This window comes from Glycocaulis alkaliphilus, from assembly GCF_004000605.1.
Lineage (GTDB): Bacteria > Pseudomonadota > Alphaproteobacteria > Caulobacterales > Maricaulaceae > Glycocaulis > Glycocaulis alkaliphilus.
On sequence record NZ_CP018911.1, the window covers coordinates 385,566 to 406,496 of the forward strand.

The 20,931-nt window shown below is 64.1% G+C and carries 23 protein-coding genes; 7 read left to right on the forward strand and 16 right to left on the reverse strand.

Features of this window, described 5'->3' with window-relative positions; genetic code table 11:
- Positions 1–97 precede the first annotated feature (97 nt).
- Positions 98–877, forward strand: a complete 780-nt coding sequence (locus X907_RS01855) for a class I SAM-dependent methyltransferase (protein ID WP_127565366.1) — start codon at positions 98–100, stop codon at positions 875–877.
- Entirely contained in the window at positions 874–1,953 is a 1,080-nt protein-coding gene (hisC, locus tag X907_RS01860; RefSeq protein WP_127565367.1) for a histidinol-phosphate transaminase, read from the forward strand. Before X907_RS01855 ends, hisC begins: the two co-directional genes overlap by 4 nt.
- Here the strand turns inward: hisC and X907_RS01865 are convergent.
- From X907_RS01865 to ftsE, 5 genes are all read right to left on the reverse strand, one after another.
- Complete coding sequence (locus X907_RS01865; RefSeq protein ID WP_127565368.1) at positions 1,943–3,052, reverse strand: DUF2125 domain-containing protein; 1,110 nt, start codon at positions 3,050–3,052, stop codon at positions 1,943–1,945. The two genes, hisC and X907_RS01865, sit on opposite strands and share 11 nt — an antisense overlap.
- A complete protein-coding gene (locus tag X907_RS01870; protein WP_233352479.1) occupies positions 3,049–3,777 on the reverse strand; it encodes a lysophospholipid acyltransferase family protein in 729 nt (242 codons plus the stop codon). The genes X907_RS01865 and X907_RS01870 overlap by 4 nt, the downstream gene beginning before the upstream one ends.
- Positions 3,778–3,823: 46 nt before the next feature.
- Positions 3,824–4,411 (reverse strand): YdcF family protein, encoded by a 588-nt coding sequence (locus X907_RS01875; protein ID WP_127565369.1) that lies wholly within the window; start codon positions 4,409–4,411, stop codon positions 3,824–3,826.
- 88 nt (positions 4,412–4,499) lie between these two features.
- On the reverse strand, positions 4,500–5,390 hold the full coding sequence (locus X907_RS01880) for a cell division protein FtsX (protein WP_127565370.1): 891 nt from the start codon (positions 5,388–5,390) through the stop codon (positions 4,500–4,502).
- Complete coding sequence (gene ftsE, locus X907_RS01885; protein ID WP_127565371.1) at positions 5,387–6,109, reverse strand: cell division ATP-binding protein FtsE; 723 nt, start codon at positions 6,107–6,109, stop codon at positions 5,387–5,389. The genes X907_RS01880 and ftsE overlap by 4 nt, the downstream gene beginning before the upstream one ends.
- 113 nt (positions 6,110–6,222) lie before the next feature.
- Here ftsE and X907_RS01890 point away from each other — a divergent pair, with 113 nt between their 5' ends.
- On the forward strand, positions 6,223–6,921 hold the full coding sequence (locus tag X907_RS01890) for a DUF3426 domain-containing protein (RefSeq protein WP_127569242.1): 699 nt from the start codon (positions 6,223–6,225) through the stop codon (positions 6,919–6,921).
- Between the two features lie 10 nt (positions 6,922–6,931).
- Here X907_RS01890 and X907_RS01895 read toward each other — a convergent pair whose 3' ends face one another.
- Genes X907_RS01895 through argH form a run of 3 tightly spaced genes read right to left on the reverse strand, consistent with a single transcriptional unit; the run spans position 6,932 to position 11,110 of the window.
- Positions 6,932–9,418: a DUF4175 domain-containing protein gene (locus tag X907_RS01895; protein WP_127565372.1), complete on the reverse strand. Its 2,487-nt coding sequence runs from the start codon at positions 9,416–9,418 to the stop codon at positions 6,932–6,934.
- Positions 9,419–9,459: 41 nt separating this feature from the next.
- Complete coding sequence (gene lptM, locus X907_RS01900) at positions 9,460–9,684, reverse strand: LPS translocon maturation chaperone LptM (RefSeq protein WP_127565373.1); 225 nt, start codon at positions 9,682–9,684, stop codon at positions 9,460–9,462.
- 4 nt (positions 9,685–9,688) lie between these two features.
- Complete coding sequence (gene argH, locus X907_RS01905; RefSeq protein ID WP_233352480.1) at positions 9,689–11,110, reverse strand: argininosuccinate lyase; 1,422 nt, start codon at positions 11,108–11,110, stop codon at positions 9,689–9,691.
- A gap of 30 nt (positions 11,111–11,140) precedes the next feature.
- Between argH and X907_RS01910 the strand changes: the two genes are divergently transcribed.
- The gene (locus X907_RS01910; RefSeq protein ID WP_127565374.1) at positions 11,141–11,749 is read left to right on the forward strand and encodes a TlpA family protein disulfide reductase; all 609 of its coding nucleotides are present in this window, start codon (positions 11,141–11,143) and stop codon (positions 11,747–11,749) included.
- A 123-nt stretch (positions 11,750–11,872) separates the two neighbouring features.
- Entirely contained in the window at positions 11,873–12,910 is a 1,038-nt protein-coding gene (locus X907_RS01915) for a DDE-type integrase/transposase/recombinase (RefSeq protein ID WP_127565375.1), read from the forward strand.
- Here the strand turns inward: X907_RS01915 and X907_RS01920 are convergent, their stop codons facing one another.
- The 5 genes from X907_RS01920 to X907_RS01940 form a co-directional block, all read right to left on the reverse strand.
- Positions 12,911–13,621: a hypothetical protein gene (locus tag X907_RS01920; protein WP_127565376.1), complete on the reverse strand. Its 711-nt coding sequence runs from the start codon at positions 13,619–13,621 to the stop codon at positions 12,911–12,913.
- Positions 13,590–14,531, reverse strand: a complete 942-nt coding sequence (locus X907_RS01925; protein ID WP_127565377.1) for an electron transfer flavoprotein subunit alpha/FixB family protein — start codon at positions 14,529–14,531, stop codon at positions 13,590–13,592. Before X907_RS01925 ends, X907_RS01920 begins: the two co-directional genes overlap by 32 nt.
- 2 nt (positions 14,532–14,533) lie before the next feature.
- Entirely contained in the window at positions 14,534–15,283 is a 750-nt protein-coding gene (locus tag X907_RS01930; protein ID WP_127565378.1) for an electron transfer flavoprotein subunit beta/FixA family protein, read from the reverse strand.
- Between the two features lie 293 nt (positions 15,284–15,576).
- On the reverse strand, positions 15,577–16,179 hold the full coding sequence (locus tag X907_RS01935; protein WP_127565379.1) for a YceI family protein: 603 nt from the start codon (positions 16,177–16,179) through the stop codon (positions 15,577–15,579).
- Between the two features lie 130 nt (positions 16,180–16,309).
- Positions 16,310–16,882 carry a cob(I)yrinic acid a,c-diamide adenosyltransferase gene (locus X907_RS01940; RefSeq protein WP_127565380.1) on the reverse strand — a complete coding sequence of 191 codons (573 nt, stop codon included), beginning with the start codon at positions 16,880–16,882 and terminating at the stop codon, positions 16,310–16,312.
- A gap of 100 nt (positions 16,883–16,982) precedes the next feature.
- Here X907_RS01940 and X907_RS01945 point away from each other — a divergent pair, with 100 nt between their 5' ends.
- The gene (locus X907_RS01945; RefSeq protein ID WP_127565381.1) at positions 16,983–18,053 is read left to right on the forward strand and encodes a serine hydrolase domain-containing protein; all 1,071 of its coding nucleotides are present in this window, start codon (positions 16,983–16,985) and stop codon (positions 18,051–18,053) included.
- Here X907_RS01945 and X907_RS01950 read toward each other — a convergent pair.
- Positions 18,050–18,256: a twin transmembrane helix small protein gene (locus tag X907_RS01950; protein ID WP_127565382.1), complete on the reverse strand. Its 207-nt coding sequence runs from the start codon at positions 18,254–18,256 to the stop codon at positions 18,050–18,052. The genes X907_RS01945 and X907_RS01950 overlap by 4 nt on opposite strands.
- Before the next feature lie 217 nt (positions 18,257–18,473).
- Between X907_RS01950 and X907_RS01955 the strand changes: the two genes are divergently transcribed.
- A complete protein-coding gene (locus X907_RS01955) occupies positions 18,474–19,100 on the forward strand; it encodes a TetR/AcrR family transcriptional regulator (protein WP_127565383.1) in 627 nt (208 codons plus the stop codon).
- On the opposite strand, the gene X907_RS01960 is transcribed toward X907_RS01955, so the two are convergent.
- Together X907_RS01960 and gluQRS are read right to left on the reverse strand one after the other, a co-directional pair.
- Positions 19,078–20,025, reverse strand: coding sequence for a DMT family transporter (locus X907_RS01960; protein WP_170175421.1), 948 nt, complete (start codon positions 20,023–20,025; stop codon positions 19,078–19,080). The two genes, X907_RS01955 and X907_RS01960, sit on opposite strands and share 23 nt — an antisense overlap.
- A complete protein-coding gene (gluQRS, locus tag X907_RS01965; RefSeq protein WP_127565385.1) occupies positions 20,018–20,929 on the reverse strand; it encodes a tRNA glutamyl-Q(34) synthetase GluQRS in 912 nt (303 codons plus the stop codon). Before gluQRS ends, X907_RS01960 begins: the two co-directional genes overlap by 8 nt.
- Between the last annotated feature and the right edge of the window lie 2 nt (positions 20,930–20,931).

Genomic DNA, 20,931 nt, shown 5'->3' on the forward strand with positions numbered 1-20,931 from the left:
TTGCTGCGCGGCGCGGGTGTGCTGGCTTACACAAATGCCCTGTCCAACCTATCATCCCCGTCTTCAGAGGCGAGCCCGCCACCGCACCAGGAGCGCCATGCGTACCGAAGCGATCGAGATCGACAGATTCTACCGCTCGCAGCGCGGCGAGGCGGCCCGCACCATGGTCCACCGGCGCCTGCAGGCGCTATGGCCGCAGGTCAAGGGCCTCGACATGCTCGGCTATGGCTTTGCCGGTCCCTATCTGGAGCCGTTCCGCGAACATGCCCGGCGCGCGGTGGCTTTCATGCCCTCAACGCAAGGTGCGGTCGCCTGGCCAGACCGGCATGGCGAGCGGTGCGCGTCAGCCTTGGGCGAGGAAACGCGCCTGCCTTTTGCCGAAGCCATGTTCGACCGCATCGTGGCTGTTCACGCACTGGAGGAGGCCGATGATCTTCAGCGGCTGCTGCGCGAACTCTGGCGGGTACTGGCACCGGAAGGGCGCCTCGTCATCGTCGCGGCGCATCGGGCAGGGGCCTGGGCACGTGTTGACTCAACGCCTTTTGGTCATGGCCGCCCGTTTTCGCGTGGCCAGCTCACCCGGCTGCTGACGGGCGCGCTTTTTGAGCCGGTTGCCTGGGCACGGGCTCTGTATGCGCCCCCCTGGAACCTGTTCTGCGGACCGCGCCTGTCCGGCCTGTTTGAATCGGCAGGTGAGCGCGTCTGGCCCGGATTTGGCGGGCTTATACTGGTTGAAGCGGTCAAGCATGTCGGCGCGATAAGACCCACCGCCGCTGCCGTCCCGGTGCGGCGCAAGGCCCTTGATACCGCGCCCGGAGCCGCGCTATCCCCGCCTGAACCCAGCCGCACCCTCACCGCGAAGGACAAGAGCCAATGATCCCTGATCCCCGTCCGGGCATTCTCGACATCACCCCCTACAAGCCCGGCCTGCCGGCGCCCGCCGGGGCGGTGAAGCTGTCCTCGAACGAGAACCCGCTTGGCTGCAGCGAGAACGCGGCGCGGGCCTTCAAGGACGCAGCGGCGAAATTGCATGTCTATCCTGATGGCAGTGTATCCAGCCTGCGTGAAGCCATCGGCAAGGCCGAAGGCGTTGATCCGGCACGCATCGTTTGCGGTGCGGGCTCGGACGAAATCCTGCAGCTGATCGGCCGTGCATGGCTCGGCGCCGATGATGTGGTCCTGCAAAGCCAGTACGGCTTTCTGGTCTATCGTCTGGTGGCCATGCAGAGCGGCGCCAGCATTGTCAGCGCGCCGGAGCGTGACCACCGCACGGACATTGATGCCATGCTGGAGGCGGCGGCCGAACACAAGCCGCGCATCGTGTTCCTGGCCAACCCGAACAACCCCACGGGCACCTGGGTGCCGCGCGAGGACATCATCCGGCTGCGTGAGGGGCTGGCCGATGACTGCCTTCTGGTGCTCGACGCTGCCTATGGCGAGTTTGTCGATGATCCGGCCTTTGAGTCCGGCATGGGCCTTGTGGACCAGTACGACAACATCATCGTCACGCGTACCTTCTCCAAGATACATGGACTGGCGGGCCTGCGCCTGGGATGGGCCTATGCGCGTGAAGAGGTGATCGGCATTCTCAACCGGGTGCGCGGGCCGTTCAATGTCAGCGTGCCAGCCGTTGAGGCGGGCATTGAAGCCATTGCCGACACCGGCTTCATCACACGCTCAAAGCAGCATAATGCCCGCTGGGTGGACTTTCTGACCCAGCAACTGCGCGGCGTGGGCCTTGAGGTCACGCCTTCTGTCTGCAATTTCGTGCTGGTGCATTTCCCGTCAACGTCCGGCAAGACGGCTGACGATGCCAACCGGTTCCTGACGGCGAAGGGCCTGATCGTTCGCGACGTGAAAGCCTATGGCTTGCCGGATGCCTTGCGCATTTCCATTGGTCTCGACGACGATAACCGCCGCGTGGCCGGCGCACTGTCGGAATTTATGGGTTAGCCCCCGGCAAATCGTCCGCATCAGGTAGCTCCGGCGGCGATGGCAGCTGCCCCGTCAGGGGGCCGGCCTCGCCGATACGCACGGGGCCCAGGAAGATGCCGCCTTGCTGGAAGCGGAATGGCAGCGCCACGCCCTGATCCCGGCGTGGCGCCATCATCAGGGCAAGGCGCAGAGCCTCACCATCGCTGGAGCTGACGACACCGCCTGCCACCAGGGCGGCGACCAGGCTTTCCGGTTCTGTCACCATGACGGAAAGGCGCCCTTCAGGACGCAGCATGGTGTCCACGCCCATGGCGCCTTCGCCGCCCAGACGGGCATTGCCCCAGTGCAGCTCCGCCATGGCGATCTCCGCCCGCCCGCCGCTCTCGCTCCAGCTGGCAAGATTGGCGTCGGCAGCCAGCGCACTCCAGTGGGAGAGCGTTGTATCGGTACGCATCAGTTCTATCCGGCGGCCGAACGCGTTGGCCGTGCGCTCATCCAGCTGATCGGGACCCAGTTCCAGGCCGCGCATTTCAACGCGGATCCGCATCCGGTCTTCATCGACCAGCTCGCTGGACAGAACCAGCTGATCGAGCGCCTCGATCAGAACGTCCCCGCCTTCGCGTTCGATCAGGCGGAACTCTTCCAGCTCTGCCCCGGCGCGCACCGTGCCGGCACGGCTTGAGGCCAGGCTGACGCGTGCGCGCGCTGCGGTGGCCAGCAGGGCGCTGGTTTCCTCATCGCCTTCAAAATCCAGCTCTGCGGGGCTGGCGAACGCAATAATCCAGTGAGAGAGATTATAGGGCAGGGCGCTTGCTGACAGTTCGGGCATCGCCATGCGCCAGCCGCCATCTTCCGGCGGTGCGATGATTTCCGGATCGCGTACCCTTACCGTGAACCGGAAGGGAAACCCGCTGACCGAAAGCCGGTCCACGGTGATGGCGTAGCCTTCGCTTTCGCGCTCCTCAATCCAGTTGTCAGCGGTCTTGCGGATCTCGCCTGACATCCACAGCCAGTATCCGCCATAGGCGGCCAGAAGTACGCCAAAAGCCGCAAAGGGTAATATCAGGCCGAGGCGCGACCGGCGCGCCGGTGCCGGTGTGCTGAAATCGCGGATCATGGGGAAACGTTTCCTTGTGGCGAAGGCAGCAAGGCCTGGGAGGCGGTCTCTATTCGCGTTTCCAGCTCGCTCATGAAGCTCGCGCGCGGCAAGCCAGCCGGAATGGGCGGCAGAAACTCGATGATGATGGTGCCGGGCCTGCGTACAAAGCCTGAAGGGGGCCAGTAAAGCCCGGAATTGAGCGCCACCGGCACGCAAGGCACGTCCATCGCGCCATAAAGCCCGGCAACGCCCGGCTTGTAGCTTTCCGCCTCGCCGGGCTTCACCCGCGTGCCTTGGGGAAAAATGACGACCTGGCGGCCCTCATGGGCGCGCTCGCGCGCGGCGCGCAGCATGGCTTTCAGCGCGCTGGCGCCGGCGGAGCGGTCCACGGCCACATTCTTCAGCTTCATCGCATACCAGCCAAAGAAGGGCAGGTATTTGAGCTCCTTCTTCAGGATGATCGCCGGGTCGGGCAGTATGTGCCAGAAGGCCAGCGTCTCGAACATGGACTGGTGTTTGGAAGCCACCAGAGCTGGCCCGAACGGAATGTGCTCGTGCCCGCGGACCTCGAAGCGAATGCCGCACAGCACCCGCAACCCGCCAAAGACCAGCCAGCGATAGACGGCAAAACACCGCTGAGCCCAGCTGCGCGGTCCCAGAAGAAGCGGCGAACACAAAAGGCCCATCACCGCCATCAGGCCGTACATCCAGACGACGAAAAATGCTGAACCGATAATATGCACGCTGATCTGTCCTGAATGTTTGCCGCTGGGCGGGTTTTACGTGCCGCTATGCCGTCCCGCCAAGGGGCGCGCGCACCGTCTCGCGTGCATAAACGGCAGAAAACTTCAGATATTCCTGCAGCCAGCGGCGCGCGGCACGCGTGCTGGACCAGGGCGGGGGTGTCGCAACGCCATGCGGTATCAGCTCGCGCTCGGGCATGGCGGCCTTCAGTTCCAGCAGGGCGCGCGGCATGTGAAAATCAGAGGTGATGATAACCAGGCGCTGATAGCCGTGCGCGCTCGCCCAGCGCGCGGTTTCCTCGGCATTACCCACCGTATTTGCGGCCTCGATCCCGATATCCACGCAGCAGTCGAACAGTTCGGGTGGCGCGCCGGCTGCGGCACGGATGGCATCCATGGTCACTTCGGGATTGCCGCCGGAAATGAGCAGGCGTGCGCCATGGCCCTGCGCGAGCACCGAAACGCCGGTCGCCACGCGGCCTTCACCGCCGGTAAGCGCGACAATCGCGTCGCCGCTGACCGCTTCCTCCTGCACATGGGAAATGCCCGCCCGGACAAACAGGGCAAAGCCGGCTACCGCCGTTATGACAAGCGCGAATGCGGCAAAGCGGATAAACGAGAAGGCGGCTTTCATCTCCTGCGTCTCTCCTACTGGTGCCCGGAGGGCAGTGACGGGCAGACAGACTATGGCCCCGGCGGGCCTGCCTGCCAATCGTGTGTGTTCACGGCCAGCGCGCTTTAAGTCCCGCTGTGACCGTCAGGCGGGCTGCAAGAGCCGATATAAGGCCGGATACCAGAGCCGCCACCGGCACGATGACGACAACACCCCAGCCCGGCGCAAGGCTGGGCAGGAAGAACAGGGAGGCCGCGCTGCCACCGGCAAGGTTCAAGGCTCCCGCCGCCAGCAGGGCCAGCACAGATCCTGCAGCGCCCGCCTTCAGCCCCAGCATGAAGAAACGCTCCTGGAAAAGGGCGGTGATGAAGCCGTCCGGCGCGCCGACCAGATGCAGGGCCTCTGCCACGTCGCGGCGCATGGAGAGGGCGGCGCGCGCCGCAAACACGATGACGGCGGCTGCCGCCCCGCACACCAGTGCCACCAGAGCGATGGCAAAATAGCGCACCGTGGCCGATGCCCTTGCAATCGCACCGGCCCAAAGCCGGTTGTCATCAACGATCACGCGGTAAGGCGCATCGGCAAACAGGGCATCTACCGCTCCCGGCGCAGGCCTGTTTTCCGGATCAATCTGAAGTGTGACAAGCCGCGGCAGCGGAAAGTCATCGGGCAGGGATGTATTACCCAGCCAAGGCCGCAGGAGCGCCAGGGACGCGCTGCGCGAACGCACTTCAGTGCCGAGTACACCGGGAAGACCGGAGGCCAGCGCGCCCGCCTGCCGGGCGGCCTCATCGCCGTCATCTTCTTCACCGGGCAGAACCTGCAAGGTCATTTCAGAGGCCAGCTGGTCCGACCAGCCGCTGGCCGCCCGCCAGGCGCCTGCCGCGCCAATGACCGACAGGCAGGCGAGGAACACCAGTATGGCGCAGACCGCCAGCAGAGGCAGGTCACGCCCGGCCTCACCGGGCAGTAGCGGAGCGGATCGGCGCGGTTTTGTCATGCGCTTCTCGCCCGCCGGTTGAGCTTGCCATCTGCCAGCTCCAGCACTGGCGCGTTGACCGAGCGGATCAGGGCGATGTCGTGGCTCGCGATCAGTACCGTCGTGCCCAGCCGGTTCAGCTCGACAAACAGGCGCAATAGCCGCCTTGCCATATCCGGGTCTACATTGCCGGTGGGTTCATCCGCAATGAGGATTTCCGGGCGGCTGACCACAGCTCTGGCAATGGCTGCGCGCTGCTGTTCACCGCCTGACAGGGTGGGCGGCAGGGCATCGACCCTGTGGCCGAGCCCTACCCAGTTGAGCAATTCCACTATGTCCTCGCCGTATTGGCGCACATTCTGCCCGGCGACGCGCAAGGGCAGCGCCACATTGTCGAAAACACTCAAATGCTGGAGCAGGCGGAAATCCTGGAACACCACCCCGATACGCCGCCGGAAGGCGGGCAGGGCGCCCCGCTCCATGGCCGTCGTATCCTCGCCAAACAGCGAGACCAGTCCGCGCGAGGGTCTCTCAGCGAGATAAATCAGCCGTAGAAGCGATGTTTTGCCGGCTCCGGACGGTCCGGTCAGAAACTGGAAACTTCCACGCGGTAAATCAAAGGAAATGTCGCTTAACACTTCCGGTCCGCGCCCGTAGCGCATGCCGACATTGTCAAAGCGGACCGCCGGGGCTGATCCGCTTTCGTCTGTCAGACTGCTGGCATTGGTCGGCTGATCCATGGGGAAGGCGTGTCCCGGGGGTCGCGGTTCGGAAGACAGAAGCGAACAGGTGTTACGCCTGCATACGGAAAGCAGGCGAATCTGACTATGCAGGAGATGAGAGGTCGGCGTCCATGATCGTTACCTGCCCTAGCTGCGAGACCCGTTACCGGGTTGATCCCGAGGCCATTGCCCTGCGCAAGGGGCGTGTGCGCTGTGCTGCGTGTGGTCATGGCTGGAAGGCGGATGAAGAGGCACTCACGCTTGAGGAACCGGCCAAGCCGACCCTGCGCAAGGAAGCTGTCGCTTCCGATGCCGCGCCGAGGCCCGTCGGTGGCATGGAAGCGGTCAAACCCCATGAAGTAGTACGCAAGCGCGCCGAAACCCGCCGCCAGCGCAGCCGCCAGACGGTGGAAGGCGCAGGCTGGGCCGTTGTTGCGGCATGCGGCGTTCTCCTGATGGGCGCGGCCTGGCTGTTCCGGGTCGATATTGTCGACACCTTCCCGCGTACAGCCAGCGCCTATGCGGCTATAGGCGTTCCGGTAAACCCGCTTGGTCTTGAAGTGCGTAATCTTCGCGTCACCCCGTCTGAAGACGAGGAGGGCGCGCTGATCATTGAGGGCGTTGTCGTCAACACAACGGGCCGTGACCGTGCGACGCTGCCGCTGCGCGCCGTGATTACCGGCGAAGACGGGGCGGTTCTGGTCGAGTGGGTTGTCATGCTCGATTCGCTGAGCCTGCCGGCCCGCGGCGAAGAGAGCTTCCGGTCGGTTCTCAGCGATCCGCCAGCGGGCGCTGCGGAACTTGAAGTGCTCTTCGCGCCGGAAGGGTGAAGGGCAGACGCTAGAACCTGTCCAGCAGGCGTTCGATATAGGCGCGTTCTTCCGGGGTGAGTGAGCCGTCACCGGCGCGGCGGCGCAGCTCTTCGAGTATGTCGCGCGCGCGCTGGCGCTCCATCTCGGATGGCACTTCGGTGTCCCCGCCAACGCCGCCGCCATCGGTGTCGCGGCCCAGCGGATCGCGATCACCCTGCCCGCGCCCATTGGCTTCGTTTTCCGCCTGCAGTCTCTCGGCCGTTTCGGCAGCGCCTTCGCGCAAGGCGCTTAGGGCTTCGTCCTGCGCGTCCAGCGCGCCTTGCCCGTCACCGCGCTGCAGGGCGCGGCTGGCCTCGTCCATCTGGCGTGCTGCTTCATCAAAGGCGCGTTCGCCCTCTTCGCTCATCCCGTCAGGCATGTTCTCCAGCAGCTCGGCGAGCCGGCCCCGCAATCCGTCCTGCCGCTCGGCCAGTGCGCGCCCCTCCTCGCCCTCGCGCCCTTCCGCAAGGTCGCCGGACCGCGACTGTTCGTAGGTTTCGTCGGTCAGGCCGCGCTGCTCGCCAATGACCTCGCCCAGCTCTTCAAGCGCTTCACGCAAGGCGCGTCCGAGCGCGCTCTCTGTCTGGCCCTGACCGCCGCCGCCCGCCATGATCTGCATGTTGCGCAGAAGCTCGGTCAGCTGTGCCAGCGCCCGGCGTGCGCCTTCGGTATCGCCCAGCTCGGTCGCTTCACGCAGCGCATCGAGCAATTCCTGCAGCATGTCTGCGTTCAGATTCATGCCCTGCCCGCCACCGCTGGCGAGCTGGTCTGACTGCATGGCCTCGCGCATCAGCGCGGCGATATAGTTGCGTGTGGCCTCCTCGAACTGTTCAAACAGCGCCGCCAGCTCCATCTCGTCAGCCCCGCGCGCCAGCGCATCGGAAAGCGCGCGTTCAGCGGCTCTGAGAGCCGCTTCGGCGTCTGCCAGCGTACCCAGCTCCGCGCGCAGGGCGATCTGCCAGAGATCCTCCTCCATATGGTCGAGATCGCCGATCTCGCGGGCCCGGCGCACCTGATGCATGGCCGTTCTCAAGCCCAGAAAAACGATGCGGTCCGGGAAGTGGGCCGAGGGCGCATCACCCAGCGCATCAAGGGCGCGGGCAAGGCGCTGTACGCCGTGTGGAGCCCGTTCCAGACGCAGTTCCGGCTCGTCATCCAGCCACGGCCAGAACCCGTCCTCCACATGGCGTGCCAGTGGTCCCGGGTGGGGCGCGTACTCGCCTGATCCTTCTAGAAAAAGGCGGCGCTCATAGGCCACTGCGCGGGCCATGGCATCAAGGAAGAGGCGCTGGGGCAGACGCAAACCTATCGGCCCGGTCAGACCTGACTGGCCAGCCCCGTCAATGCCTTCCATCCGCACCAATACCCGTTCACCGGCAAGGACATGGCGCGCGGTTTCCACCGTCGCGCGATAGCGGTTCTCCCCGCGTGCTGGCACGACCGCACCTGGCGGAATATCGATGGCGTCCCAGCTATCGTCAGGCGGATTGGCTCCGTCTCCCGGATCACGCGCAATCTGCAGCCGGTAGCGCTCGACGCCGTAATCGTCCGTCGCTGTGAACTCCAGCATCAGAAGGCCCTGCCCGTCGCTTTCCGGTTCGGACACCAGTGCCAGACGCGGTGGTGTGTCCTCTATCACCTCAAGGTCAAGGCGTTCGGTGAAGGCGCCACTGCGCACGATGACAGCGCTATCTGCATTCAGTGTCATGCGCAGCTGGTGAACGCCGGCGCCGATCTCCTCGATCACCGCCTCGCCGCCGGATACGCGCGGCTGGCGGGCAAGGCCGGTAATGCGGGCAGCCAGTACCGAGCCTTGCGGCACCCGCGCTTCGCGCCGTTCGCGCAGAAACACGACCGGCCTGCCGGTATAGTCTGGCGGCTCAACCCAGAACTCGGCCACGGCTCGCTCACCCCCGCCAGCCAGCGGCAGCGGCGAAAATGCGTCAGACAGGCGCACGGTGGCCATGTCACCGGCGTAGACAAAGGCCGTTGCCAGCACGATCACCGCGCTGATCCGCGCGCCATGGGTGTCGAGGCTAGCCCAGGCAGCGCGCGGGCGGCGCGCTTTCACCTGACGCAGGGCCTCGCGCATCCGGCCCCTGTGCGCCAGCCAGAGCACGCTCTCGCCGGTGGCAGGCTCGTCTTCCAGTGCTTCAAACGGGCGCCCTTTAAGGCCGCTATCGGCCTCTACGCGCCGCTGGGCCTCGTTCCGGGATGGCCAGCGCCAGGCACGTACCGCCGGTGTCGCGAAGGCCGCCCCCAGCGCAAGCAATCCAACGGCGAGAACAGCGCGCCAGGGATCACCCATGCGCTCGATCAGCCCCGCCAGTGACAGCGTCGCGTAGACAGCCAGCATGGCCAGTGGCCAGGCCAGTACCGGCGCGGCGCGCTCCCACAGCAAGGCGAGGCGGGCAAGGTGGACGGGCAAGGGTGTCATCGCGCTGGCGAGCCTAACGCGCCCGTCTGCAGCGTGCATCTGCTACATGCACCAGAATGCATGTCAGCGAGCGGTGGCGCCTATTCGTCGTCGAACGGATCGTCGCCGGGCATCGGGGGCAGGCGCTGTTCGGGACGCTCTTCGTCCAGCACGCTGTCATCCTCGCCGGGCGTGCCGTCCTGTACCGGCACGTCCCGTGGATCGCCCCAAAGCGGACCGGGGCGCTCCAGGGCGCCGCGATTGCCGCAGGCGGCAAGGCCTGTTGCGGCCACGCAGACTGCTAGGGTCAGAAATCTCGTTTTCATCTGCTCACTCCTGTGCCAGCCGCTCGGCCCAAAGCGCGCATTGTTCGCGTACGCGTACCGGCGCGGTGCCGCCATAGCTGGTCCGGCTTTCCATCGATGCCCGGGCAGTGAGCACGTTGAAAACCGCCTCGTCAACGCGCGGCTCGATGGCCTGGAAGACCTCAAGCGGCAGTTCGGACAGTGAAACACCGCGCGCCTCGGCTTCTTTCACCACACTGCCTGCAATGTGGTGGGCATCGCGGAAGGGCAGGCCCAGCTCGCGCACCACATAGTCGGCCAGATCGGTCGCATCCGAATAGGCCTCGCCTGCCGCCTCTTCCATTGCCTCGCGGTTGAAAGACAGGTCTGCGGCCATGCCGGTCATCGCCGCGATGGCCAGTTCCAGATCATCAAAGGCGGTGAAAACCAGCGCCTTGTCTTCCTGCAAATCCTTGGAATAGGCCAGCGGCAGGCCCTTGCACACGATGATGAGGCCCTGCAGCGCGCCGGAAATCCGCCCCGGCTTGGCGCGTACCAGCTCGGCCGCATCGGGATTGCGCTTTTGCGGCATGATGGACGAGCCTGTCGAGAAGGCGTCGGTGAGCTTTGCAAAGCCGAAACGGCGTGAGGTCCACAGCACAATCTCTTCGGCAAAACGGGAGAGATTGACCACAGCAATCGTGGCCGCGCTCAAGGCTTCCAGTGCGAAATCGCGCGAGGACACGGCATCAAGCGAATTGGCCATGGGCCGGTCAAATCCCAGCGTCTTTGCCGTCATATCCCGGTCGATGGGGAAGGCCGTGCCAGCCAGCGCCGCTGCGCCAAGCGGGCTTTCATTGAGACGCGCACGGGCATCGGAAAACCGGCCAATATCGCGCTCGGCAGCCTCCACCCAGCACAAAAGGTGATGGCCAAGGCTCACCGGCTGGGCGGTCTGCAGATGGGTAAAGCCCGGCATCACCCAGTCAGCATGGGCCGCCGCCTGTGCCACCAGTGCGCGCTGATAGGCGCGAAGCCCATCCTCCATGCGCGCGCAGGTCTCGCGCAGCCAGAGACGGAAATCGGTCGCCACCTGGTCATTGCGCGAGCGTGCAGTGTGCAGCCGGCCCGCAGGCGCGCCGATACGCTCCTTCAGTGCGGCTTCAATATTCATATGCACGTCTTCGAGCGCCGCCGACCATGTGAAGCTTCCAGCGCGTATGTCGGCGCGGATGGCTTCCAGCCCGGCGGAGATGTCGCGGGCGTCCTCCCTTGAAATTATCCCGCATGCGGCCAACATCGCGGCGTGGGCCAGGCTCCCGTCAATATCCTGCTCTGCAAGGCGCTGATCGACATCCACTGAGGCGTTGATGGCTTGCAGTATGGCCGACGGACCGCCAGAGAAGCGCCCGCCCCACATATCGGTGCCAGATCCGGGCCGGTTGCTGGGGGTATCAGACGTGCTCATGGGCAAAACGGACCTTCTGGAAGGAAAATCATGATTGAACGTTTGGCGGCTTTTTTCAAAGCCCGGGGCCTTGCTAGCGCGATTATCGCAGCGGCGATACTCGGCATTGCCGGGGTTCTATACGTGATTTCCACCGCGCTTGTCAGTTCCACACCCGGTCCGCTTGACAGCTATGCGCGCGGCGCGATGAGCAGCTTCATCTCGGTAAGCGAGCCGCCGCCCCAGCCACTGGGGCGCATCATTACGGGCGAGGGCGAGGAGATCACGCTGGCAGACCGGCGCGGCAAGCTGGTGCTGGTCAATTTCTGGGCCACCTGGTGCGCGCCTTGCGTGGTCGAAATGCCCGAGCTTGACGCGCTGCAGGCAAGGCTTGGCTCTGATGATTTCGAGGTCATGGCGATCTCCATGGACCGCACCATGGATGAGGCCCGCCGCTTCTATGAAGAAAACGCTCTGGAGCATCTGGCGCTCTATCACGATCCCGCGCTTCGCCTTGCCATGGCAGCAGGCTCACGCGGCCTGCCTACGACCATTCTTTATGACCGTCATGGCGGCGAGATTGGCCGCCTGACGGGCGAAGCGGCCTGGGCGAGCGATGACGCTATTGCCCTCATCGAGGCGGCGCTGGAGCGGTATTAGGGGGCAACCTCCATCTCTCACCTCGTCACCCCCACGCAGGTGTTTCATCTCGTTTGATTGTTTGGATACCGCTTCGGTGTCTGCGGGTGTAGAGTATGTGCGGTCCAGACTGGGAGGCCGGTGATGGAGTTGCGTCTTCATGCCAATGCCCGCACGACGCCGGCGACACGGCGTTACATCCAGACCTGTGGCAAGCCGGTTGCTGTGCTGTCGGCCGAGCTGGGGGTGTCAGAGACTACGATAAGACGCTGGCGGGCGCGCAGCGAAGTGGCTGACCGCCCGCATGTGCCCCATACGCTGAAGACCTCTATGAGCGGCGTGGAGGAAGCGCTGGCTGTCGAGCTGCGCTGTCATGTGGGCCTGTCGCTGGATGATGCGCTGGAGGTGATGCGGCGCTGTGTGAAGCCGGACCTGTCACGCGCGGCCCTGCACCGCTGCTGGCGCCGTCATGGCATCTCGGCCCGGCCCGTGCAGGCGCGTGCGCGCACCGGCGTGTTCGAGACCGGCCAGCCCGCCGGGTTCATCCATGTCGATGTGAAGCACCTGACACGCCTGAACCGGCAGCCCGCCTATGCCTTCATCGCCATCGACCGGGCCACGCGCTTCGTCCATCTGGACATCTTCAACACGCGCAGCGCAGCCAACGCCGCCGCCTTCTTCGAGCGCTTCCTGGAAAGCTTCCCGCTGAAGGTCCACACCGTCCTGTCCGATAACGGATCAGAGTTCACAGACCGGTTCGCCGTCGACAAGAAGGGCAAGCCCGAAGACCGTCCCAGCGGTACCCATGCCTTCGACCGGGTCTGCGCCGCCCACGGTGTCAAACACCGGCTCACACGCCCCTTCCGTCCGCAGACCAACGGTATGGCAGAACGCTTCAACCGCCGCCTGCAGGAACATCTCGACGCCCACCCGCCAAACGGACGCAATCAGGGCCGCAACTGCTTCGACACGCACGAGCAGCGCAACGCCTATATCCGAAACTTCGTCCAAAACTATAACCGCACACGCCTGCGATGCCTCGGCTATCAAAGCCCGCTCGAAATCCTCAACAATCTCACGGAACACAACACGCAGGTGGGGGTCCAGAGATCGAAGGGCGAATGCAGTCGCCTACCAGCTCTGGGTTCCCGCCTGCGCGGGAAGGACGAATGGGAAACGTGATTACCGGTCCTTCTTCGCTTGCGCCTTCTTTATCTGCTGGCTGACCCGGCCAACCTCGCGCGGATCAGTGATCTGTTCGTTCTTTTTGTTCGGCTTGGCCTTCATGCCTTTGTCCGCGGTCTTGCTGGACGGGCGCTTGGGGGCGCTCGCGGCAGATTTCAATTCCATGGCGCGCTTCATGCCCGAGGCGGTCGCATTGCGCGCCGAAAGCTGTTCGCGGCGCGTCTGCTCTGAATTGAGGCGTTTGAGGGCCTGGGCGAGCACCGCCATTTTCTGCTTGGTACCGGCATTGTCGCCGGCAGGCTTGGCGCCCTGTGGCTTGGCTTTGCCACGCATTTCCCGGCGCTGGCGCTGACCGATTTCGCGGGCCCGGTCGCGGCGCTCACGGATCAGCTTGATGGTGCTGGACAATTCCTTGTCATCAAGGCTGCCGATTTCGGGATGGTGGGATTTTTCCACCAGCGCGGTTTCGTCCTTGTCGAGAAAACGGGCTTCGTCCTTGCGGCTGATCGCCATGAGCGTACTCCTTTGATGTTTCAGATATTCAGTATGGAACCGATAACGCCCAAAAGGCAAAGGAAGCTGCAAAGAGCGCTGCAATTTGAACTGTCTGGCGGCACGGCAGAAAAAAGCCCCGGAGCGTGGCTCCGGGGCTTTTTCGTGTGCGAGGCAGAAGGGCCTAGTAGCCGATCTTGGCCAGCTCTTCTTCAAACTCCGGCACGGCCTTGAACAGGTCCGCGACGAGGCCGTAATCGGCCACGGAGAAGATCGGGGCTTCCTCATCCTTGTTGATCGCGACGATCACCTTGGAATCCTTCATGCCCGCCAGGTGCTGGATCGCGCCGGAAATGCCGACGGCGATGTAGAGCTGCGGGGCGACGACCTTGCCGGTCTGGCCGACCTGATAGTCGTTCGGCACAAAGCCCGCATCGACCGCAGCGCGGCTGGCGCCAACGGCGGCGCCCAGCTTGTCGGCGACCTTTTCCAGGATGGCGAAATTCTCGCCATTGCCCATGCCGCGCCCGCCGGAGATGACGATCTTGGCAGCGCCCAGCTCCGGACGGTCGGACTTGGAAAGCTCTTCGGAGACAAAGGCGGATTTGGCGGCCGCGTCGGGAGCGGACACCGTCTCCACGCTGGCAGAGCCGCCATCGCCGGCCTTTTCAAACGTGGTCGGGCGCACGGTGATGACTTTCACCTTGTCGTTCGACTTCACCGTCATCAGCGCGTTGCCGGCATAGATCGGACGGATGAACGTGTCCGCGCTTTCAACCGATGTAATGTCGGAGATGAGCATCACGTCGAGCTTGGCCGCCACGCGGGGCATGAAATTCTTGCCCACGGTCGAGGCCGGGGCGAGGATCGCATCATGGCCATCGGCCACCGACAGGACGAGGCTTTCCAGCGCCTCGGCCAGCTTGTGGCCCAGCGCGTCGGACTCCGCCAGCATCACCTTGGCAACGCCCTCCACCTTGGCGGCTTCGTCAGCAACGCTTTTCGCGCCCTGACCAGCGACCAGAATGTGAATGTCTCCGCCGATTTTCTTCGCGGCCGTCACGGCTGCGCGCGTGGCTTCGTTGAGCGATTTGTTGTCGTGTTCAGCAATAACGAGCGTGGCCATGGTTACAGCACTCCTGCTTCGTTCTTCAGCTTTGAAACCAGCTCGGCGACCGATTCCACCTTCACGCCGCCCTGGCGCTTGGGCGGCTCGGAGACCTTCACCACCGACAGGCGCGGGGTGAGGTCAACGCCATAGTCTTCCGGCGTCTTGGCATCGATCGGCTTGCGCTTGGCCTTCATGATGTTCGGCAGCGAGGCATAGCGCGGCTCATTGAGGCGCAGATCGGTGGTCACGATGGCGGGCAGGCCGAAGGACACGGTCTGCAGGCCGCCATCAATCTCGCGGGTGACTTTGAGCGTGTCGCCGTCTTTCTCCACCTTGGAGGCAAACGTGCCTTGCGGCCAGCCGAGCAGCGCGGCCAGCATCTGGCCGGTCGCATTGGCATCGTCATCAATGGCCTGTTTGCCGAGAATGATGAGCTGCGGGCTTTCCTCGCCGGCGATCTTGGCGAGGATTTTCGCCACCGCCAGCGGCTCCACCGTCTCGTCCGTGGTCACGTGAATGCCCCGGTCAGCGCCCATGGCAAGGGCGGTGCGGATGGTTTCCTGCGCGCCTGCCGGGCCGATGGAGACCACGATGATCTCTTCGGCCAGACCCTTTTCCTTCATGCGGATCGCCTCTTCGACGGCGATCTCGCAGAACGGGTTCATGGACATTTTCACGTTGGCAAGGTCGACGCCGGTCTGGTCGGGTTTCACCCGGACCTTCACGTTATAGTCGACCACCCGCTTGACGGGGACGAGGATTTTCATCGGCCGCTCCGGTTGTCTCTGGTTGCGATTGATATGGACGGTAAAGCCAGCGCTGTGCTGATCCTTGCCGCCCATGGTGCAGGGCAAAATAGGCGCGGAAACTGCCTTCGCCCACGCGTCGTGTCAACGCAGGTGCAAAAACTGTCGCGGGGAGTGGCAGGAGACGCCTGCCGGGGCAGGGGCAAAAACGAAACCCCGGAAGCGCGCCATAGGCGCCTCCGGGGTTTGCATGAACCCGTCAGGTCCTGATTTTCCGGCTCGCTAACATGGCCGGGAGATCAGGAAATTATGGTCTATTCGTCCGCGACGCTAAGCTCGGTCTCGATCGACAATTCGATCTCGTCAGACACGAACGGGGCGGCATAGCCCAGGCCCCATTCGGAGCGGACAATAGTGCCCGAGGCGGAAAAACCGGCCGTCTGGCGCTCGTTCATCGGGTGCGGGCCGGAAAAGTTCAGCGTGACGTTCAGCGATACAGGACGGGTTTCGCCCAGCAGGGTCAGGTCGCCGGTCATGACGCCGGTCTGGCCATCTTCTGTTTCAAAGCTCGTGCCGACAAAGCGGGCGGTCGGATATTCGGCCGTGTTGAACAGATCATCCGAATTCAGGTGAGCCTCGAACCCTTCCTGATCGGCGCCGACCCAGAAACCGCCATCAAGATTGAATGTCACGTCGACGGTGGAGTTTTCCGGCTCTTCAAGATCAAGCAGCAGCACGCCTTCATAGTCGGTGAAGTAGATCGACTGGCGCGACATGCCCAGATGGTCCCAGGTCGCGCGGATGGCGGTATGGGTGCGGTCGAACTCGTAGGCGACCGGCTCGGCAAAGGCGGTGGCGCCCATCATCGGCGCGGTAAGGAAGGCCGCCAGCGAGGCAGCAGCAAATACGGTTTTCATCAGGCCTGTCTCCGGTTGTTGAACCTTGGCGTGCGGCCACACGCCGCAGGACCAGACATAGGGAGCGGGCAGGGGCAATTTCCAGTGCGTGGAGTGAAATACCGCGTTGCCGTGATGGAAATAGCGCTCCCTACCGAGTCTTTCCCGGCACCCAGAGCACGTCGGCGCGGCCCTCATCATTGGCGATGCGGGCGGCCACGAACAGGAAGTCAGACAGGCGATTGAGATAGATGATCACCGCATCGCTGACCGGTTCGCCAAGGTCTTTCAGCTCCACGGCCCTGCGTTCGGCGCGGCGGGCTATGGTGCGGGCCAGATGCAGGCGGGCAGCGGCTTCGGTGCCGCCCGGCAGTATGAAGCTCTCCAGCGGTGAGAGCTTCGCGTTGAACGTATCAATGTCCGTTTCAAGCCGGGTGGCCTGCTGCGGCGTGACGCGCAAAGGCTCCCATTCCAGCTTTTGCCCCCTGTCCGGCACGCACAGATCCGCGCCGAGATCAAAAAGCTCGTTCTGTATGCGCAAAAGCGTGTCTTTCAGCGCGCCGTCCTCCAGCGCGGCTATGGCAAGACCTATCGACGCATTGGCTTCATCGACCGTGCCATAGGCCTCCACGCGCGGATCGTGCTTTGCCGCCTCGCTCATATCGCCGAGCCGGGTCGTGCCCTTGTCGCCGGTGCGGGTGTAAATTTTTGTCAGGCGGACCATGGACAAGTTTCCTTTACATTTTTTAAGCTGACCCAGACTGGCCCGTGTGGCATGAGCATTTCAACTCACAACGGCGTAGCGTTACGCGAAAGGCTTCACCATGCTTACTCTGATTGCTTCAGCCCTTGCACTGGCACTGGCCTCGCCCGGTGTTGATGAGGCTGCAGAGGCTCTGCTGGACGATTCCGGTGCGCCGGGCGCTGTCGTGGCGGTTCTGAATAATGACGGTGTTCATATCGGTGTTGCCGGGATGCGCATTCACCGGCGGGACGCGCCGGTGGAGGCGGACGATCTCTGGCATATGGGCTCCAACACCAAGGCGATGACGGCCACGCTTGTGGCCCGCCTCGTCGAACAGGGCGTGGTACGCTGGGAGATGACGGTTGGCGAAGTGCTCGGCAGTCTCTATCTCGATATTCATGACGATCTGGCCGGAGCTGACTTTTCAGCCCTGCTGATGCACCGCTCCGGCCTCGCTGCCAATGCCGGTCCGATTACGGCGATCCGGCTCGGCGGAACCGATTCCAGCCGCGACGCGCCAGCAGACCGCCTGATTTATGCCAGTGCGGTACTGGCCTCTACCGGCGGGCCGGTGGGCGATTTTCTCTACTCCAACGCTGGCTATGTCATTGCTGCGCTGATGCTCGAACAGCTGACGGGTGAAACCTATGAAACGCTTATGGAGCGCGAGGTGTTCGGCCCTCTTGGCATGGACAGCGCAGGCTGGGGGCCTCCCGGCATTCGCGATGCGGCCGACCAGCCGCGCGGTCACCGGCCTGGTATCTTCGGCTTTTCCGCCATTGAGCCGGGTGCCAGCGCCGATAACCCGCCAGCCCTGAATCCCGCAGGGCGTGCCCATATGACGATGGCGGACCTTCTGCGTTTTCTCGACATTCACCGGCGCGGGGCGTCAGGTGAGGAGACGGGTTATCTGTCAGTGGAGAGCTTTGAGCGCCTGCATACACCCGAAGGCAATTACGCCATGGGCTGGGGTGTGCGCGATGACGGTTCGCTCAGCCATTCGGGCTCGAACACCATGTGGCTCGTGACGATGCGGGTAGATGCCGCGCGGGGTGTCACGGCCGCCGCCGGGGTCAATGATGGACGGCTGGGTTCCGTAGCCGGGCCTGTCAGCGCCGCGCTCGATGCCGTGATGGCAGTACCGGACTAGCTGCCAAACGCGCCCTTCGCCCAGAATCCCGCAACGATGACCAGCACCGCGAGAAACTGGAAAAGGACGCGCGCGCGCATCAGCCTGTTTGACCAGGACCGGCCAAAATCTCCGCCGCGTACAAGCGAGTAGATGCCCACGCACAAAATGACGAAAACCACGCCCATGAGAATGTAGAGTAGTATGTCGAGAAATCCGCTCATGGCGCATAGATAGGGCGGAAACCTTCAATCCTCAATCGCGCTCTGCAAGCTGGCAGTGAGGCAATTGCGCGCGGCCCGGTTGCACGGCCCACGTGCGAATTGCTTGCAGTCGCACCATAAAGCTGCTCATCTAAAGAAACTTACCACGCGCTCAGTGAACCGGCCCGGTGAACTGGCGTTTTTGTTTATTTACAACAGGCAGTTTCAGGCTGGCGCTATGCGTGACGAATCCCGACGGCGGTTAACCCGCCGCGATGCCCGTAAGCAGGAAACACATCATCAGGTAATCCAGGCAGCGCGCCGGGTTTTCCTTGATGAGGGCTATGAGCGCGCCACGATCAAGACGATCGCGGACGCGGCGGGCGTCTCCGCCGGCACGGTGTTGAATGTTGCGCCCACCAAGAGCGCGCTGCTCGTTGTGATACTGGGCGAAGAGTATGAGGCAATCCGTGATTCGGTGGACCGGCTGGAAGCGGCCCTGTCGGGTAATCTGCTCGACCGGCTGAGCGCGCTTGTGCAGGTCATCATGGAAGCGCAGCTACGCCACGAAGAGTTGTTTGCCGCTGCCATAGCGCACACCTGGCTGTGGACAGGAGACAGCTATACCGAAGCGGCCGCGCAGATGTCGCAGGCCTGGGGCGCCGTTGAGCGCCTGCTGGCCAAGGGTGTCGAAAAAGGCGAGCTGCGCCGCGATCTGGCTCCTGCCGATGCAGCCCGTCTGATCGAGGATTGCTATACCGGGATTGTCCGGCGCGCCCGCGGCGAACAGCTCGACCGCTCGGCGGCATCTGCCCTGATGCGAAGCCGTCTGGAGCTCGTCATTAAGGGTCTCGCGGCACACTAGGCGGCGGGGCGGGTGATTTTCGCTGGGCGATGTAAAGCCCCGCAAGAATTATGGCCGCGCCGAGAAGCTGGATCGCGCTTAGCGCCTCATCGAACAGCATCCATCCGGCCGCTGCGGCCACTATGGGCTGGACCAGCAGGAGCAGGGCTGCCAGCGGCGCGGGAATACGTCCAAGTCCGAAGATGATGGCGCCCTGCCCCCCGGCATGGACCACCACGCCCAGCAGAATGAGCGGTACCCATCCCTCCCAGCCCGCCGGTAGCAGGGTTTCGCCGAACGCCAGCGCAAGCGCGAGCGATATGGGCGCGGCGATCAGGGTCGACAGGAAGATGACACGCGGCGCGCTTGCGCCATCGCGCGCCTTGCGCACGGTCAGAAGGTAAGCGGCGTACCAGAACGCCGTCAGGATGCTGAAGACATCGCCGGTCAGCCGGTCCGGGTCGATTGTCAGATTGCCCCCTGCCAGCAGCGCGGCGCCGCTGAGCATGACCGCGCAGACCAGTATGAAGCTGCGCGTCACCGTCTCGCGGAATATCAGCCACGAAAACAGCGCCACGAGTATAGGCGTCAGATTGGCCAGCAGGGTCGCATTGGCCGCCGTCGTGATCTTGATGCCCACATGCCAGAAGGCGAGGTCCAGAGCGAAGAATATGCCTGCCAGCGCCATGAGCCGCATGTCGGGGCGTCCCGGCGGTGTGTCTTTGCCGTGCCGGTGGAGTGCCAGCCAGAGCGCCAGGGCGGGCAGGGCCAGCGTCAGGCGCCAGAAGGCGGTGGCCTGCGGTCCGAGATCGGATGCCTTGACCAGAATGGCTGCGAACCCGATGACGCACGCGCCAGCGAGGACCGCAAGCGTGCCAGCCAGCATGCTGGCTGCGGGCAGGTCCGTGCCGGTTGTGGAGGCTGTGCCGTCTGCTGGTTCAGTCATCAGCGCCCGGTCCCTTGACGACATCGCCGCGTTCCAGATGGGTCTCGATGAGCGTGCGTATATCAGCAGCCTCGTACCCGGTTTCGCGCAAATGGCGAAGCGTCATGGACTGGTCGCGCTTGGCGTAGCGCTTGCCGTCCGGCCCGGTCAGCAGGCCATGATGGCGGTAGACGGGTTCGTGATAGCCCAGGAGTGTCTGCAAGAGCCGGTGCAGGCCGGCGGCGGGGCGCAGATCCACCCCGCGTATCACATGGGTGATGCCTTGCAGCGCATCATCGTGGATGGCGGCCAGATGATAGCTGGTACCTGCATCCTTGCGCGCAATCACGACATCACCGAACAGCTCGGGCCTGGCAGGCACGCTGCGTTGCGCATGCGGCGGACCAAGGCTTTCCTCGCGCCAGACTAGCGTGTTGAACCCGTCCCCCAGCTTTTCCGCGCACGCCTTCATGGACAGGCGCCAGGCATAGGGCCGTCCGTCCTCAAGCAGGCGCTTCTCCCGCGAGGGTGGCAGAGGGGTGCCGGTGAAGGCCGGGCCTTCAGGGCCATGTGCAGCAAGGTGCGGCGCGCTGGCTATCTCGGCCATCACCTCCTTGCGGGTCCGGAAGCAGCGATAGGCTAGGCCGTCCGCGATCAGGCGCTCAAGGGCACGGGCATAATCGTCCAGATGCTCGCTCTGGCGGCGGACGGGGCTTTCCCACTCCAGACCCAGCCATTCAAGGTCTTCAAAAATTGCCGCCTCGAACGCCGGCTTGCAGCGCGCGGTGTCTATATCCTCGATACGCAGCAGGAAGCGTCCGCCCGCGGCTTTCGCGGCCCCATAGGCGCACAGCGCCGCATAGGCGTGGCCCAGATGCAGGCCGCCTGTGGGGGAGGGCGCAAATCGGGTGACGAGGCCGGTCATGG